Raw genomic sequence first — 15,371 nt, forward strand, 5'->3', positions numbered from 1 at the left:
AGTCCGGAGCCGTTCGGCGCCGCGCCCTGAAGCGATGACCGGGTTATAGGGGCGGGCTTTTGCCGAGTCAACGCATCGTTCCTCATTTTCGTCGCGACACGTCATTTTTGTGTCGTGTGACGCGAGGCCATGTGGAAAACCCGACTCGTTTGGTCGCGCAAAGCCCCGGCCCGCATGAAGTTCCGGCGCCTGGCGCCGGTGATGGGCGATTTGCACCTGCTCTCCATGCCTCCCGCCTCTGCCCAGCCGCTTCGCGCTCGGCCCAATGAGAGATGGCAATATGGCCAGAGGCGCACGCCTGCGGCGGGGTGGCGGCAGGAGCCGTCCTTATCCTGGCATTCAGGCTCAGGGGCCGTTCAGAATTAACAAACCCTTGCCTGCTATTGTCGCCACCTGGCCGGCAGCGGCCCGCACAGAGCGCAGGCAGGTTTGAGTATGTTGACGGCGTCCACTTGGCAAATCCTGGCAGGCAATCTGGCTGTGGTCGCGCTCTTCGTGCTGTTCGGTTCTCGGGTCAGCTACTGGCTGAAGCCCCTGCCGCGGCCATTTGGCGGGTTCCTGTTTGGCGGCTTCATGGGCATAGGGGCGATTGCCTCCATAGGCATGGCGGCTCAGCTCGAGCCAGGGATCTATCTCGACCTGCGATACTCCTTGCTGGCGGTAGTGGCGCTGTTCGGCGGCTGGCCCGCTGCGCTGGTCAGTTGCGCCATTGCGGCGAGCTATCGCGCCACGATGGGTGGCGCGGCCATGTTTGCCGGCATGCTGGGGATCGGTCTGGCCGGTCTGGCGGGGCTATCGATCAACCTGCTGGTCGGCAGATCGACCTACCGGACCTGGCATGTGGGCGCGGTGGCCGTGCTGTCGGCGTTTCTGACCGCATTGGCGTCCTTGACGCTGCCCGGTGCGACCCCACAGAGTTTGCTGGCCGTTCTGGCACCGACGGTGCTGCTCAACATGACGACCACCATTGTCGCCGGGCTGGCCTATCTGCAGGCCTGGAAAATGACGTCCGAGCGCGAGTTGCTCGCCGTCGCCCTCACCAATGCGCCGGACATGGCCTATGTGAAGGATCGCCACGGCCGTTTCGCCGCGGCAAATCTGGCGACGGCGAAACTGTTCGGCTTTGAGGATGCCAAACGGGTCATCGGCAAGGACAATTATGCGTTTCAGCCAGCCGAGCGCGCCCGCCAGCAGCTCGAGGCCGAGCGACAGATCCTGCTGTCCGGCACGGCGCAACTGGGCCTTGAAGAACAGGTGACCGAGGCGGACGGTATCGTCCGCTGGTATGCAAGCAGCAAGGTGCCACTGCACGACAGGCACGGCACGATCATCGGCCTGGCCGGGGTGTCGCGCGACATCACGGCCAAGCGGCAGCTGGAACAGGACCTGGTCTTCAGCCGGGACACGCTGTCCCATGCGCTGGCCGAGATGACCGGCGGGCTGGCCATGTATGATAGTACAGGCACACTGCTGCTCTGCAACGAGCAGTATCGCGAAGCCTTTCCCTTTACCGGCAGCATGCGCCAGCCGGGCGTGCATTACCGCGATATCCTGCGCGCCGTGATCACCACGCGCGAACAGCCGTCCGCGCCACAGGATCAGGACGCGGCGGCCGCCTGGATCGAGAGCCGCTTCGCCAACCTGCAGCGCGAAACCGAGGACGAAATCCACCTGGCCAATGACCGCTGGCTGCAGATCCGCACGCGCCCGACCAGCAGTGGCACCACCATGGTGGTGGCGATCGACGTCACCCGGTTCAAGCAGGCCGAGATCGACCTGCACACCACGACCACCCAGCTCAAGCACCTGGTGCGCACCGACGGGCTGACGGGCCTGCTTAACCGGCGCGCCTTCGATGATGCCATCGAGGGCGAAGTCCGCCGCACCGGCCGGACCGGCACGGCGCTCAGCCTGCTGCTGGTCGATGTCGACCGGTTCAAGCCCTATAATGATCTTTACGGCCACCTGGCGGGCGACGAGGCGCTGCGCCGGGTTAGCGCCCTGCTCAAGGCCAGCCTCAAGCGGCCGGGCGATGTGGTGGCCCGGTTCGGCGGGGAAGAGTTCACCGCCATCCTGCCCGACACCGACGAGGACGGCGCCTATCTGGTCGCCGAGAGCTTCCGGCGCGCCCTGGCCGAGGCCCGCCTGCCCCATGCTGGCGCCGACAAGGGCTACATCACGGCCAGCGTGGGCGTCGCCACCTATATGCCCGATGCCATCGAGCGCAGCGCCGTGGATCTGATCGAAACGGCCGATGGCGCGCTCTACAGCGCCAAGGCGGCCGGCCGGGACCGGGTCTATGGTACACGCGTGGCCGCCAAGGGCCATTTCCGCGCACAATCCTGACCAAGCAGCCGGCGCGCTGCGGCATCTTGTATGGCAGTTTGCACAGCGTAACCTGCTGACATTAAATAACAATTTCTACGGTGATTGAAGAAATCCAACAAGATCATTGACTTCCCCCGCCTGCCCGCACCATCATCCGGCATCTGAGCGGGAACAATCCCTCAGGAACGGCCGGAGACGCGTCATGGGCCCATGGGCCCAGCCAGGGTATGTGGTCAAGCGCGCGCTACGCGGAATGTCTTTGGTCTGACCGCTGAACACGGACCAATGCTCGTTTCGACCTTCTGAGCGACCCGCAAGGATCTCAACCGTGCGGTCGCGGTTGGCGGGCAGGTCACTCCTACTTCCCAGCGAACCGCACACGGACATCGATCAATCGGTGCCGTCGCGCAGGAGGACCTGGGATGAACCATCAGCCGATCAGCCTCGGCCTGCTCGAGCGCCTGCGCAGCAGCGACCTGGGCACCCGCATCGGTGCAGTAGACAGTCCTGCCATCCTTGCCGAATTCATCGCCTCGGGCGTGCGCTTCGTCTCTTCGGCGCCGCAGATGGAAGCCCGCTATGCCGACGCGGTGCGCGAACTGCTCGCCTGCATCAAGCCGACCACCAATGACCAGCCGATCCTCAATGAGGGCGGCGTCTATCTCGGCTGCTGGCTGGAAAGCACCGGCACGATCAATGCCGAATTGCTCAGCCGCTTCATTCCTTCGGTAGCCGCGGCCACCTTTGCCGGCTTTGCGCACCACCAGCGCGCCGATGGCCTGCTGCCCTACAAGCTGACGGCCAGTGGCCCGGTGTTTTCGCAGATCCAGACGGTGACGCCACTGGCGCGGTCGGTATGGACGCATTATTGCCTCAACGGCCGCGACAAGGCCTGGCTGACGCCGCTCTACGCGGCCATGGCGCGCAACGATGCCTGGCTGGCGCAATGGCGCGATACGCGCGGCACCGGCGCCGTTGAGGCCTTCTGCGCCTTCGATACCGGCCACGACCTGTCGGCGCGTTTCTGGCATGTGCCCGACAGCCCGTTCAACAACGATCCCAAGCAATGGCACCCCGACAATCCGGTCCTGCCCTTCATCGCGCCGGACCTCACGGCCAATGTCGCCTGCCAGCGGCTCTATCTGGCCAGGATGGCCGAGGAACTGGGCGACGATGACAGTGCCTGGCGCGCCAAGGCCGAGGCCAGCACGGCGGCGCTGTTCGCGCAGTGCTTTGATGCAGCAGACGGGTTCTTTTATGATCGCGACCGGCATGACCGGCATGTGCGCATCCAGTCCGACGTGCTGCTGCGGGTGCTGGCCTGCGAGATCGGCGATGACGCCTTCTTCGTTCAGGCGCTGGAGCGCTATCTGCTCAACACGGCCAAGTTCTTTGCCAAATATCCCTTCACCTCCCTGGCGCTGGACGATCCGCGCTTTGACCATGGCTTTGCCGCCAATAGCTGGTGCGGACCGACCAATTTCCTCACCCTGATCCGCGCGGCGCATGCCTTTGAGATCCATCACCGCCATGTCGAGCTGAGCTGGGTCCTGCAGCCGATCCTGAGTGCCCTGTTCAAGGCGTCACGCTTTGCCCAGACGCTCAATCCGTTCACCGGGGAGACCGGGTTCACCGAAGGCTATGCGCCAGCCATCCTCTGCCTGCTCGATTTTGTCGAACGGCTCTGCGGCATCCAGCCCCGCCCCGACGGCACGCTGTGGTTCACCGGGCTGGTGCCGCAACAGATCGAGCACCGCGATGTGGCGCACGAGACCGGCTATGGCCGCCGGATCGAGGGTCATGAATTCGAGCTCATCAACACCCCGGCGGGCATGACCGCCTATCGCGAGCACGCGCCGCTGTTCTCGGCGCCACGCGGCGTCCGCATCATCACCGACCGCGGCGGGGAGGTGCTCGGACTTGTCGGCATGAGCGCCAGCCCGGTGACCGGCAGGCTGACCACACGGCATGGCACCATGGATCTTGCCGTGGGCGCCAATGAACAATTCGATCTCAGGGGGGACCGGTTGGTCCGGGTCCGCAACGCGGGCCTTGTTGCCCCCACCTATTAGGGTCTGGCGGCCGGTGAGGGACCGCGCCGCCAGACTCTGACTGACGTAGCTCACAACGGGAGGAACCACGATGAGCCAGTTCAACCGCAGGCGTTTCCTGCAAGCCACAGCCGGTGTCACCGCGCTGTCCGCCTTTGGCCTGCCGGCCTTTGCCCAGGACAGGCAGATCCGCCATTTCTGGTGGGGCAATCCGGAGCGCGACAAGCGCACCTTTGCCGTCATCGACCTCTATAATGCCAAGAATGCGGGCACGGTCGTCTCGGGAGAGTCGCTGGGCTTTGCCGACTACTTCACCAAGCTGACCACGCAGATCGCCGGCGGCAACATGCCCGACGTGATCCAGCAGGGCTATGGCGTGCTGTTTGAATATATCGCCAATGGCGCCGTCGTGCCGCTCGACGACTATGTCGGCAAGAGCCTCGATATCTCGATGATCGACCAGTCCGCCATCGATGCGGGTACGGTGGACGGCAAGTTCTATGCGCTCTCGATCGGCGCCAATTCGCATATGGCGCTCTACAATACGCGCCTCTACCAGGAAGCCGGGATCACCGGCGGGGAAAATTTCGACCCCTATGGCTACACCTATGACGACCTCAAGCGCATCGCCGTCGAGATCAAGAACGCCACCGGGATTGCCGGCACGGACGACAATACCGCCGACTACCAGAACTTCTCCGATTTCACCGTGCAGAAGGGCGCCAATCTCTACAACCAGGACGGCACCTATGGTCCGACCCAGGAAATCATCGAGGAATACTGGAGCATCTGGGCCGATATCCGCGAGGCCGGCGGCACACCGCCCGGACCGGAATCGGCGGGCCTGGCCGGCGTGTCCGAGCTCAGCCAGATCGGCGTCGTCACCGGCAAGTCGGCCACTTCGTTCCTGTGGAGCAACCAGCTGGTGGGCGCCCAGGGCCTGATGCAGGATCCGCTGGGCGCGGCCATGTATCCCAATACGCCCGACATGATCCCTGGTTCGGTGATCCAGCCCAGCCAGTTCGTCTGCCTTACCCGCGACAGCCAGGACCCAGAGGCGGCCACCGCCTATATGAGCTCCTTCGTCAACGATCTGGACATGACCAAGGTGCTCGGCCTCGAACGCGGCATTCCCTCCAACAGCGCGGTGCGCGCTGCGCTGGAACCGGACCTGTCGCCGGCCGAGGCGGTCTCGGTGGCCTTCTTTGACGCCATTCAGGGCAAGACGGCGCCGCTCACCGCGCCGCCACCCAGCGGCTCGGGCGAGGTGGAACAGACCTTCGAACGCGTCGCCGTTTCGGTGCTGCTGGGGGAAAAATCCATTCCCGAGGTTGCCGCCGATTTCCTTGCCCAGGCCAACGCCATCCTGCGGCGCGCCTAGCAGTCCCATCCGCCGCCAGTGATGGGGCGGAACCCGGGCGGGGTGCCGTGGTCTCCCTGACACAGCGCTCCGCCCAGGCCACGCCATAGAGAACCCGTTCATGGAAAAATTCCTTCGCCGCAACTTTGCCGGCTATGCCTTCCTGGCGCCATGGCTCGTCGGCTTCTTCCTCCTGGCCATCGGGCCGATCCTCGCCTCGCTCTATCTGAGCTTTACCAAGTACAATATCGTCCGCCCGCCGCAGTGGATCGGCCTCGAAAACTATCAATATATGTTCCAGTTCGACGACCGCTTTAAAAAGGCGCTCCAGGTCACCTTCACCTTCGTCGCCATATCGGTGCCAGCCAAGCTGGTCTTTGCGCTGGGCGTCGCCATGGCGCTGGACAAGGGCATTCGCGCCATAGGCTGGTACCGGGCGCTGTTCTACCTGCCCTCGATCCTGGGCGGCTCGATCGCGGTGGCGATCCTCTGGCGCCAGCTGTTCGACTACAATGGCGTGATCAATGCGGTGCTGCGCCTGTTCGGCAGCGACGGGCCCTATTGGCTGAGCGACCCCAACTATTCGCTATGGACGCTGATCGTGCTGGCCGTCTGGCAGTTCGGCTCGCCCATGCTGATCTTTCTGGCCGGGCTGCGCGCCATTCCCCAGGAGCTCTACGAGGCGGCCGAGATCGATGCTGCCGGCCCGGTGCGCAAGTTCTTTGCCATTACCGTGCCGCTGCTGGCCCCGGTGATCTTCTTCAACCTGGTGCTGCAGATGATCGAGGCCTTCAAGAGCTTTTCGGGCGCCTTCATCATCTCGGGCGGCAGCGGTGCGCCGCTGGACAGCCTGCTGTTCTTCACCGTCTATCTCTACAACGAGGCGTTCAGCTATCTGCGCATGGGCTATGCCTCGGCGCTGGCCTGGGTGCTGCTGGCGATCATCGCCCTCTTCACCGCCATTGCCTTCTGGAGCTCGAAATACTGGGTCCACTACGAAAATGAGCGGGGCTGAATCATGACCGGGATACCCATCAGCAACACGGCCGCCGTAGCCGCCGAATACCGAGCCGCCCGCGCCAGGCGCGCCAAGCGCGCCGGCCTGCTCAAGCACCTGTTCCTGACCGTCACCGCGCTGATCATGGTCTATCCACTGGCCTGGATGCTGGCGAGCTCGCTCAAGCCGGACAACCAGATCTTCGGCGACCTGTCGTTGTGGCCAAGCACGTTTGAATGGTCAAACTACTGGCAGGGCTGGAACGCGCTGCCGGTCAGCTTCACCCGGTTCTTCTGGAACTCCACCGTGGTTACCGTGCTCTCGGTGATCGGCAATGTCATCTCGTGCTCGTTCGCCGCCTATGCCTTTGCGCGGCTGGAGTTCAACGGCAAGACCATCTGGTTCGCACTGATGATGATGACGCTGATGATCCCCTATCACGTCGTACTGATCCCGCAATATCTGCTGTTTCTCAACCTGGGCTGGGTGGATACCTATCTGCCGTTGATCGTGCCGAAATTCCTCGCCGGCGACGCCTTCTTCATCTTCCTGATGATCCAGTTCTTCCGGCAATTGCCGCGCGACCTTGATGAGGCGGCGATGATCGACGGCTGCAGCCCATTCAAGATCTACTGGGCCATCATCATGCCCCTGAGCCTGCCGGCCATGGCGACGGCGGCGATCTTTTCCTTCATCTGGACCTGGGAGGATTTTCTGGGCCCGCTGATCTATCTCAACGACATGAACGACTACACAGTGCCCCTGGCCTTGCGCATGTTCACCAGCCAGGACAGCGTTTCGCAATATGGGCCGATGTTCGCCATGTCGATCCTCTCCATCCTGCCCATCCTGATCTTCTTCGTGATCTTCCAGCGCATGATCATCCAGGGCATCGCCATGAGTGGGCTGAAATGACGGCTTCGCCTCGTTACCGTCTCTCTGTATTCAACAAGGACTGACCCATGGCCTCCGTCACCCTCAGCGACGTCCGCAAATCCTATTCCAGCCTCGAGGTCATCCATGGGGTGAGCCTTGACGTGCAGTCGGGCGAATTCCTCGTGCTGGTCGGCCCCTCGGGCTGCGGCAAGTCCACCCTGCTGCGCATGATCGCCGGCCTTGAAGAGATCACCGACGGCACCATTGCCATCGGCGATCGCGTGGTCAACGACCTGCCCGCCAGCCAGCGCAACCTGTCCATGGGGTTCCAGAGCTATGCGCTCTATCCGCATATGAGCGTGCGCAAGAACCTGGCTTTCGGGCTGGGCAACCTGCGCATGCCGAAGGACGAAATCGCCCGCCGCGTCGCCGATGCGGCGAAAATCCTGCAGATCGAGGAATTGCTCGAGCGCAAGCCGCGCCAGCTATCTGGCGGGCAGAAGCAGCGCGTCGCCATCGGCCGGGCCATTGTGCGCGAGCCGCAGCTGTTCCTGTTCGATGAGCCGCTTTCAAACCTTGATGCGGAACTCAGGGTGCAGATGCGAGTGGAGCTGGCGGGGCTCTACAACCGGCTGGGCACGACCATGATCTATGTCACCCATGACCAGATCGAGGCCATGACCATGGCCACCCGCATCGTGGTGCTGCGCGCCGGCAGCATCGAGCAGGTCGGCACGCCCTACGAACTCTACAATTATCCGCGCAACCAGTTCGTCGCCACCTTTATCGGCTCGCCCAGGATGAACATCATCGCCGCCACCCATGACGGCAGCACGGCCACGCTCCCCGATTTCGGGGCTATTACCCTGCCGCTGGGCAACCGGGCCCCCGGCCCGATCGCCGTGGGCATCCGTCCCGAACAGTTCACCCTGGGCAGCGGCGGCGATGCCACCGCCAGCGGCACCATCACCCTGGTCGAATATCTGGGCAGCGAAATTTTTCTCTATGTCCGGCTGGCATCCGGCCAGACGGTCCTGGTCCAGGCCTCCGGCAAGGCGCAGCACAAGCTCGGCGAAAGCCTCGCCATCGCGTTTAGCGCGCAGAACGCGCACTACTTTGATGATCAGGGGCAACGCTTGGGGATGTTTGACGCCTAGCGCCCCTGCCCCGCTACCGGCTCGTGCGGGCTCTTGAACCAGTAGAAGGGCCGGCGCAGCAGATCGGTCAGGGCGCAAAGCGTGGCGGCTGAGATCAGCAGCCAGTAAAGCGGCAGCAGCAGCTGAGGCAGCAGTAGCTGCAGGCTGTGCACCCGGGCGAGGCCCAGGATCGTGGCGGCCAGCGTGCTGCCATAGCCCAGCACGAGGAAGCCGATATAGAGCACCGACCAGCCGCGCCCGTCAAAGAGCGGCGCGCCCAGCGCCAATTGTGCCAGCAGGCACAGGCCCAGGCCGCAATGCAGCAGCGGGGCCACGATCATGCCGAGCACCAGCACCTCAAAGACCAGTGCCGGGCCCAGGCCCATCTCGTCGACCAGAAGCAGTGGCCTGCGATTGTGCACGATGAAGGTCTGCATCCAGCCCTTCATCCAGCGGGTGCGCTGGCCCAGCCAGGGCCGCAGGCGCAGCGGGGCGTGCTCACTGGTGCTGGAATCGAGCGTATCGACGCGCAGCCGCCGTCGCGCCAGGCGGATGCCCAGATCGGCATCCTCGGTGACGTTGAAGGCATCCCAGCCGCCGATGGCGCGCAGGATCGACAGGCGGAAATGGTTGGAGGTGCCGCCCAAGGGCAGCGGCAGGCGCCAGCGGGCCAGTGCCGGCAGCAGCACGCCGAACAGGGCGGCATATTCGGCCGCGAACAGGGCCGCCAGCCAGCCGCGCTCGCCATTGTCGATTGACAGCCGCGCCTGCAGGCAGGCCAGCTCGGGCTCGGCGCGGAAGCGCAGGGCGGCCTGCCAAAGCTGGTCCGGATCGGGGATATCCTCGGCATCATAGACCACGACATGCTCGCCCCGGCACAGCGGCAGCGCATAGGCGAGTGCCTTGGGCTTGGTGTGCGGCGCGGCGTCGGGCACGGTGACCAGCGACACGCGCGGATCGCCCAGCCGGGCGGCGACGGCGGCAATGGTCTGGGGCGAGCCGGCCTCGACCACGAACTTGATATCCAGCCGGGCCGGCGGATAGTCGAGCGCCCAGAGCGCGGCGAACAGCTGGGGCACCATGGCGGCCTCGTGGCGCAGCGGCACCAGCACGGAATAGACCGGCAGCTCCTCATCAGGCGGGCGGCGTGGCGGCGATAGCGGTGGGCGGGGCGTACCCAGTGCCGCCAGACGGATGGAGGCCGGCCCCACCAAAAGCGCCAAGGCCACGGGTAGCAGCCACAGCTCGGCGATGAAGGGCGCCGACAGGGCCAGGACCAGCAGCAGCACCAGGCCCAGGGCAAAGGTCCAGCGGGCCGGCATGGTCAGATCGAGCTGGGCGGCGGCGTAGGGCCAGCGCTGGGCCAGGCCCTGGCGGGCGGCGGTGACCAGATCGTCCGAGACGGAAGCGGCCAGGTAGGCCTGCAGGGCGGAGACGGGCAGGATGCAGATGCGCTGGCGCAGAAGCGGATTGGTCCGTAGCCGGCGCCGCAACTGCAGCAGGCCGGCAAAATCAGGGGCGGTGAAATCGACACGGCGATCGAGCACCTGCATGCGGAACAGCCGCACGCCGGCCAGATGCTCGAGCTGCAGCGGTTCGACCTGGCCCGTCAGGCCGCGCGGAACCCGCTCGAAAAAGGCGTAGCCGGCCCAGGCTGCCGCCCGCTGCATGGCCAGCGTCTCGTCGACGCCGCAGACGATGATGGCGTGCAGCAGCGGGTCGGTCTCGGCTTCCAGCGCGGATTCCAGCAGGGCCAATGCGGCCGCGTCATCGGCGCAGGCATTGCCGAGCACGGTCCGGAGCAGGTCGAGCGCGTCGGACACCCAAAGTGTCCCAGGCGATCAGCGCCGCCATCGCCGTCGGTGGATCATGGCCATCATGGCGGCGCGCCGACAGCACGGTGGCGGCACGATAGTATTCATCTGCATGGCTCTGTCCCCCAAAGCTGCCTGGATGATCGATCTGGATTGGTCTGGCGTGGTGCGGCCAAGCCCTCAGCCGCGCATGGCCGTCTGCCATGCCCTGGCCCCGACGGTGGAGCCACAATCAATGATTAAACCACGCAATATTGCGTGGCTTCAGGTCTTTGTGCAAGACGGGGATGGACTGGGCGTCAGAAATATTTGACGCGCGAAAATGAGCGGGGTGCAGTCTCGCGCGTCCTGCGCTCAGTTCTTGACGTCGAACTGGTGCGGATTGAAGTGATAGGCTGTCGAGCAGAACTCGCAGACCACTTCGATTTCCCCGTTGACCGCCATTTCTTCGCGATCTTCTGCGGTAAAGCTGGTGGCCAGCATGTCTTCGATGCGATCGGCCGAGCAGCTGCAGCGCTCCACCACGGGCATGGGCAGAAACACCCGCACGCCGGTCTCGTGATAGAGCCGGAACAGCAGGCGCTCCGCGCTCAGTTCGGGATCGACCAGCTCGAGATCGTTGACCGTGGCCATCAGGGCCTTGGCCTCGTTCCAGCCGTCATCCTCGGTGAAATCGGGATCGGCCGTGTGCGGGTTATTGAAGTCGCCATCGCCGGGCAGGTCGGCGATATGGGACATGCCATGCTCGGGCAGATGCTGGATCAGCACGCCGCCGGCGCGCCAATGCGGGCGGTGATCGCCCTTCCTGGTGAACTCGGCGACGGCCAGGCGGACCTGGGTGGGGATCTGCTCGGACTGCATGAAATAGGTGTGGGCGACCTCTTCGAGCGAATTGCCTTGCAGCGCGACGATGCCCTGATAGCGCTCCATATGCTGGCCCTGGTCGATGGTCATGGCCAGGTGGCCATTGCCCAGCAGGTCAGCCGGCTTGGTGCGCCCCTCCTCGGCTGCCTTGAGCAGGGCCTCGTGATCGAAGCGGGCATAGCCGCGCAGCCCGTCCGGCGCGTCAAAATCAACCACGATCAGGTTGACCGGACCATCGGTCTGGGTCTGCATGATGAACTTGCCCTCGAATTTGAGCGAGGAGCCGATCAGCGCGGCCAGCACCACGGACTCGCCGAGCAGGCGGGCCACGGGCGCTGGATAGTCATGCCGGGTCAGGATGGTGTCGAGCGCCTCGCCCAGCCGCACGCTGCGACCGCGGGTGTCGAGCTTGTCCAGGGTAAACGGCACAACCGCGTCGTCGCCGCTTTCCGGCCGGTCGAGCCCCAGGGCCGTCATCAGGGTATCAGTCATGGGCGTCGTATCCGTCGTCATTTGTGGTCACGTGGCTTTCAGGTCGGCGGGGCCATAGCGGGGATAGCCCACAAACTCGGCAAGAGTTTGCGGGCTACGCGCACCGAACATTTGCAGGCCATCCCGGCCCGAAGATCGCAGCAGTTAGTTCGTTTCGACCCCGAAGGCCCAGCACAGGATGGCTTTTTGGGCATGCAGGCGGTTTTCGGCCTCGTCAAACACCACCGACTGGGGACCGTCGATCACCTCGTCGGTCACCTCGTCGCCGCGATGGGCGGGCAGGCAGTGCATGAACAGGGCGTCCTTGGCCGCCAGGCCCATCAAACTGGTGTTGACCTGATAGGGTTTCAAGACCCGACGGCGCTCGGCGGCGTCGGTGTCACCCATGGAGACCCAGGTGTCGGTGACAATGAGATCGGCATTTTCCACCGCCTCGCGCGGGTCCTCGATCAGCTTGACCCATTTGCCGGCCTTTTCGATATCGAGCATCAGGTCCTTTTCGGGCCGATACTCATCGGGCACGGCAATGGTCAGCTCGCATTCGAACAGCTCGGCGGCATTGACCCAGGAATGCAGCACATTGTTGCTGTCGCCGACCCAGGCCACCTTGGCGCCCTTGATCGGGCCGCGATGCTCTTCAAAGGTCATCAGGTCGGCCATGACCTGGCAGGGATGGGCGCGGCGCGTCAGGCCGTTGATCACCGGCACGGTCGAGCCTTCCGACAGCTCTACCAGGTCGGCATGGCTGAGGATGCGGATCATGATGGCGTCGACATAGCGGCTCATCACCCGGCCGGTATCGAGCAGGGTTTCCTCGCGCGCCAGCTGCATGTCATTGCCCGAGAGCATGATGGTTTCGCCGCCCAGCTGGCGCATGCCGACGTCGAAGGACACCCGCGTACGGGTGGACTGGCGCTCGAAGATCATGGCGAGGACCTTGTCCTCGAGCAGCTTGGGCCGATCGCCCTGCTTGAGCCGGGTCTTGAGCGAATTGGCGGCATTGAGCATGCCGCGCAGCTCGCCATAGTCGAAATCGTCGATATTGAGAAAATGCCGTGGCGTGCCGGTCGAGGTCATGGGCCGGGCTCCTTTAGTGACGCTGGGGTTATATCCGCCTGCCTGCTGGCCGGCGGCATGGCCTTGCCTCCCCTCTTGCGGGGAGGCGGGCGTTCATCGTCGGCGTCGCGCCTGCTGGAAAAGCATGGTGACTATCCTACCGCCGGGACCGAGGCCGTCTCGGCCTCGATGGCGTCAAAGGCGGCGGCCAGCTTGGCCACGGCCTCCTCGATCTCGACCTCGGTGACGATCAGCGGCGGGATCAGCCGCAGCACATTGTCGCCGGCGCCGACCGCCAGCATGTGGTGATCGTCGCGCAGCCGGGCGACGAAGTCGCGCACCGGCGGGGTGATCTTGATGCCGGCCAGCAGGCCCTTGCCGCGCAGTTCGAGCACATAGTCGGGATATTTCTGCGCCAGCTGCTGCAGGTGCCAGGCCAGCTTCTGGCCCATCTGGTTGACATGGTCGATGAAGCCGGGCGCCAGGATGCGGTCGAGCACCGCATTGCCCACTGCGCAGGCCAGCGGATTGCCGCCATAGGTGGAGCCATGGGTGCCCGGCACCATGGAAGCGGCGACCTCGCCCTTGGCCAGGCACGCCCCGAGCGGGAAGCCGCCGCCAATGGCCTTGGCCACGGCAACGATGTCGGGGGTGATGCCGCTCCACTCAAAGGCGAAGAAGCGCCCGGTGCGGCCATAGCCGCACTGCACTTCGTCCAGAATGAGCAGCAGGCCGTGTTCGTCGCACAGGGCGCGCAGACCCTGCATGAAGTCGGTTGTCATGGCGGTCACGCCGCCCTCGCCCTGCACGGTTTCGATCAGGATGGCGCAGGTCTGCGGTCCGATCAGCGCCCCCACGGCGTCAAGATCGCCCGGCGCGGTGTGCTTGAAGCCGGGGAGCGGCTGGCCGAAGCCTTCGAGATAGCTCGGATTGCCGCCGGCGGCGATGGTGCCCATGGTGCGGCCATGGAAGGCGCCGGTAAAGGCGATGATCTCGGTGCGGTCGGTTTCGCCCTTGGCCCAAAAATGATGTCGCGCCGTCTTGATGGCACATTCGAGCGCCTCGGCGCCCGAATTGGTGAAGAACACCGAATCCGCAAAGGTGGCGTCGACCAGGCGCTGGCCGAGCCGCTCCTGCTCGGGAATGGTGAAGACATTGGACGTGTGCCAGACCTTGTCGGCGGCGTTTTTCAGCGCCGTGACAATGTGGGCGTCGCCATGCCCCAGGGCATTGACGGCAATGCCGGAATGAAAATCGAGGTAAGCGCGGCCCTGCTGGTCAAAAAGGCGCATGCCTTCGCCCCGCTCAAAGGCGAGTTCAGAGCGGGCATAGGTGCCAAAGAGCGCAGACATGGGTCGAATTCCTTCTCAAAGGTCGAGGTTGTGCACGAGGTTTAGATCGACGCGTGACAATAGCGCCACAAAAACCAAAAACGCGCCTGTCTCGCAGCGCGTTTCCGGGGCAGAGTTAGGCCAGTTTTCCCAGATAAGTCAATGATCACAGGCCATGCCTCGCATTTGACTCAAAGATCGTTAGCATAATTTTAACCAGTGAATTTACGGGGAAACTCTCGCCCGACTCTTGATCCTGATTCCTCGCATGGCGTAAACTCATCGTCATTGGGAACACGATATCTCGTGTGGCGGACCCATTCAACATACGACGCCTAGCGTTTGATGGTTGCCAAGGTTTTTGGCGGCGCAATGAAGGATTCTGTTTTGACGATGGTTTCAGGAGCACAACCGGCAGGCTGGACGGACGAGCGCGTCGAGACCTTGAAGAAGCTCTGGATGGAAGGGCTGAGCGCGAGCCAGATTGCTGGCCAATTGGGCGAAGGGGTTACCCGCAATGCCGTGATCGGCAAAGTGCACCGCCTCAAGCTGTCGGCGCGGGCCAAGCCCACCAATTCCGCTCCGCGCGCCCGGCCAGCAGCGCGCCCAGCCCCCCGTCGTGTTGCCAGCCCATCGGCCAGCCCCTCCAATATGGGTTCGGCCAGCAAGATGCGCAGCTCGATGCCGCAGCGCCCGCAGTCCATGGGGGCCACGGCCCTGGCGCATAATCCGGAAATGGAGCACCAGCTCTATGTCGCACCGGCGGTGCAGGAATTGTTCATTCCCGAAGACAAGCGGCTCACTTTGCTGCAGCTGAGCGAGAGCACCTGCAAATGGCCGATCGGGGATCCGCTGCACAAGGATTTCTACTTCTGCGGCCAGCATAGCCTCGAGAGCGGTCCCTATTGCGAGTTCCACTCCAAGCGCGCCTATCACCAGGTCGACAAGAAGCGTCGCTGAGACGAAGCAAATACCAAGATCAAAATATCGGGCGCCCGCGGGCGCCCTTTTTTATCGCTTATGACCACGCTGCCGCATCGAGCCTTCCGGGAGGGGGACCGCCGTC

Annotated in this window: 11 protein-coding genes; 7 read left to right on the top strand and 4 right to left on the bottom strand. The window is 64.1% G+C overall.

Annotation, left to right across the window (positions count from 1 at the left end):
• Positions 1-435: 435 nt before the first annotated feature.
• The 6 genes from AC4NN3_RS13440 to AC4NN3_RS13465 all read left to right on the top strand — a co-directional run bounded on the left by AC4NN3_RS13440 (position 436) and on the right by AC4NN3_RS13465 (position 8,769).
• The gene (locus AC4NN3_RS13440; RefSeq protein WP_491927601.1) at positions 436-2,346 is read left to right on the top strand and encodes a sensor domain-containing diguanylate cyclase; all 1,911 of its coding nucleotides are present in this window, start codon (positions 436-438) and stop codon (positions 2,344-2,346) included.
• Between the two features lie 404 nt (positions 2,347-2,750).
• Positions 2,751-4,400 (top strand): MGH1-like glycoside hydrolase domain-containing protein, encoded by a 1,650-nt coding sequence (locus tag AC4NN3_RS13445; protein WP_491927602.1) that lies wholly within the window; start codon positions 2,751-2,753, stop codon positions 4,398-4,400.
• Between the two features lie 70 nt (positions 4,401-4,470).
• The gene (locus AC4NN3_RS13450; protein WP_491927603.1) at positions 4,471-5,760 is read left to right on the top strand and encodes an ABC transporter substrate-binding protein; all 1,290 of its coding nucleotides are present in this window, start codon (positions 4,471-4,473) and stop codon (positions 5,758-5,760) included.
• Positions 5,761-5,860: 100 nt separating this feature from the next.
• Positions 5,861-6,754 carry a carbohydrate ABC transporter permease gene (locus AC4NN3_RS13455; RefSeq protein WP_491927604.1) on the top strand — a complete coding sequence of 298 codons (894 nt, stop codon included), beginning with the start codon at positions 5,861-5,863 and terminating at the stop codon, positions 6,752-6,754.
• Positions 6,755-6,757: 3 nt separating this feature from the next.
• Positions 6,758-7,651: a carbohydrate ABC transporter permease gene (locus AC4NN3_RS13460; protein ID WP_491927605.1), complete on the top strand. Its 894-nt coding sequence runs from the start codon at positions 6,758-6,760 to the stop codon at positions 7,649-7,651.
• A gap of 47 nt (positions 7,652-7,698) precedes the next feature.
• Positions 7,699-8,769, top strand: coding sequence for an ABC transporter ATP-binding protein (locus tag AC4NN3_RS13465; RefSeq protein ID WP_491927606.1), 1,071 nt, complete (start codon positions 7,699-7,701; stop codon positions 8,767-8,769).
• Here the strand turns inward: AC4NN3_RS13465 and AC4NN3_RS13470 are convergent.
• The 4 genes from AC4NN3_RS13470 to AC4NN3_RS13485 form a co-directional block, all read right to left on the bottom strand.
• Positions 8,766-10,571, bottom strand: coding sequence for a glycosyltransferase family 2 protein (locus AC4NN3_RS13470; RefSeq protein ID WP_491927607.1), 1,806 nt, complete (start codon positions 10,569-10,571; stop codon positions 8,766-8,768). The genes AC4NN3_RS13465 and AC4NN3_RS13470 overlap by 4 nt on opposite strands.
• Positions 10,572-10,916: 345 nt before the next feature.
• A complete protein-coding gene (locus AC4NN3_RS13475; RefSeq protein ID WP_491927608.1) occupies positions 10,917-11,918 on the bottom strand; it encodes an Hsp33 family molecular chaperone in 1,002 nt (333 codons plus the stop codon).
• Between the two features lie 144 nt (positions 11,919-12,062).
• The gene (gene argF / locus AC4NN3_RS13480; RefSeq protein ID WP_491927609.1) at positions 12,063-12,995 is read right to left on the bottom strand and encodes an ornithine carbamoyltransferase; all 933 of its coding nucleotides are present in this window, start codon (positions 12,993-12,995) and stop codon (positions 12,063-12,065) included.
• Between the two features lie 131 nt (positions 12,996-13,126).
• Complete coding sequence (locus AC4NN3_RS13485) at positions 13,127-14,326, bottom strand: aspartate aminotransferase family protein (RefSeq protein WP_491927610.1); 1,200 nt, start codon at positions 14,324-14,326, stop codon at positions 13,127-13,129.
• 372 nt (positions 14,327-14,698) lie between these two features.
• Between AC4NN3_RS13485 and AC4NN3_RS13490 the strand changes: the two genes are divergently transcribed.
• Entirely contained in the window at positions 14,699-15,265 is a 567-nt protein-coding gene (locus AC4NN3_RS13490) for a GcrA family cell cycle regulator (protein ID WP_491927867.1), read from the top strand.
• Positions 15,266-15,371: the final 106 nt, after the last annotated feature.

The sequence above is a fragment of the Devosia sp. MDV22-iso42 genome (assembly GCF_058629155.1).

What these genes read in the sequence shown, in the direction of transcription:
- argF (WP_491927609.1), bottom strand. Translation starts at nt 12,995, where the DNA reads ATGACCTCGACCGGCACGCCACGGCATTTTCTCAATATCGACGATTTC.
- AC4NN3_RS13465 (WP_491927606.1), top strand. Translation starts at nt 7,699, where the DNA reads ATGGCCTCCGTCACCCTCAGCGACGTCCGCAAATCCTATTCCAGCCTC.
- AC4NN3_RS13475 (WP_491927608.1), bottom strand. Translation starts at nt 11,918, where the DNA reads ATGACTGATACCCTGATGACGGCCCTGGGGCTCGACCGGCCGGAAAGC.
- AC4NN3_RS13440 (WP_491927601.1), top strand. Translation starts at nt 436, where the DNA reads ATGTTGACGGCGTCCACTTGGCAAATCCTGGCAGGCAATCTGGCTGTG.
- AC4NN3_RS13490 (WP_491927867.1), top strand. Translation starts at nt 14,699, where the DNA reads ATGGTTTCAGGAGCACAACCGGCAGGCTGGACGGACGAGCGCGTCGAG.
- AC4NN3_RS13455 (WP_491927604.1), top strand. Translation starts at nt 5,861, where the DNA reads ATGGAAAAATTCCTTCGCCGCAACTTTGCCGGCTATGCCTTCCTGGCG.
- AC4NN3_RS13450 (WP_491927603.1), top strand. Translation starts at nt 4,471, where the DNA reads ATGAGCCAGTTCAACCGCAGGCGTTTCCTGCAAGCCACAGCCGGTGTC.
- AC4NN3_RS13460 (WP_491927605.1), top strand. Translation starts at nt 6,758, where the DNA reads ATGACCGGGATACCCATCAGCAACACGGCCGCCGTAGCCGCCGAATAC.
- AC4NN3_RS13445 (WP_491927602.1), top strand. Translation starts at nt 2,751, where the DNA reads ATGAACCATCAGCCGATCAGCCTCGGCCTGCTCGAGCGCCTGCGCAGC.
- AC4NN3_RS13485 (WP_491927610.1), bottom strand. Translation starts at nt 14,326, where the DNA reads ATGTCTGCGCTCTTTGGCACCTATGCCCGCTCTGAACTCGCCTTTGAG.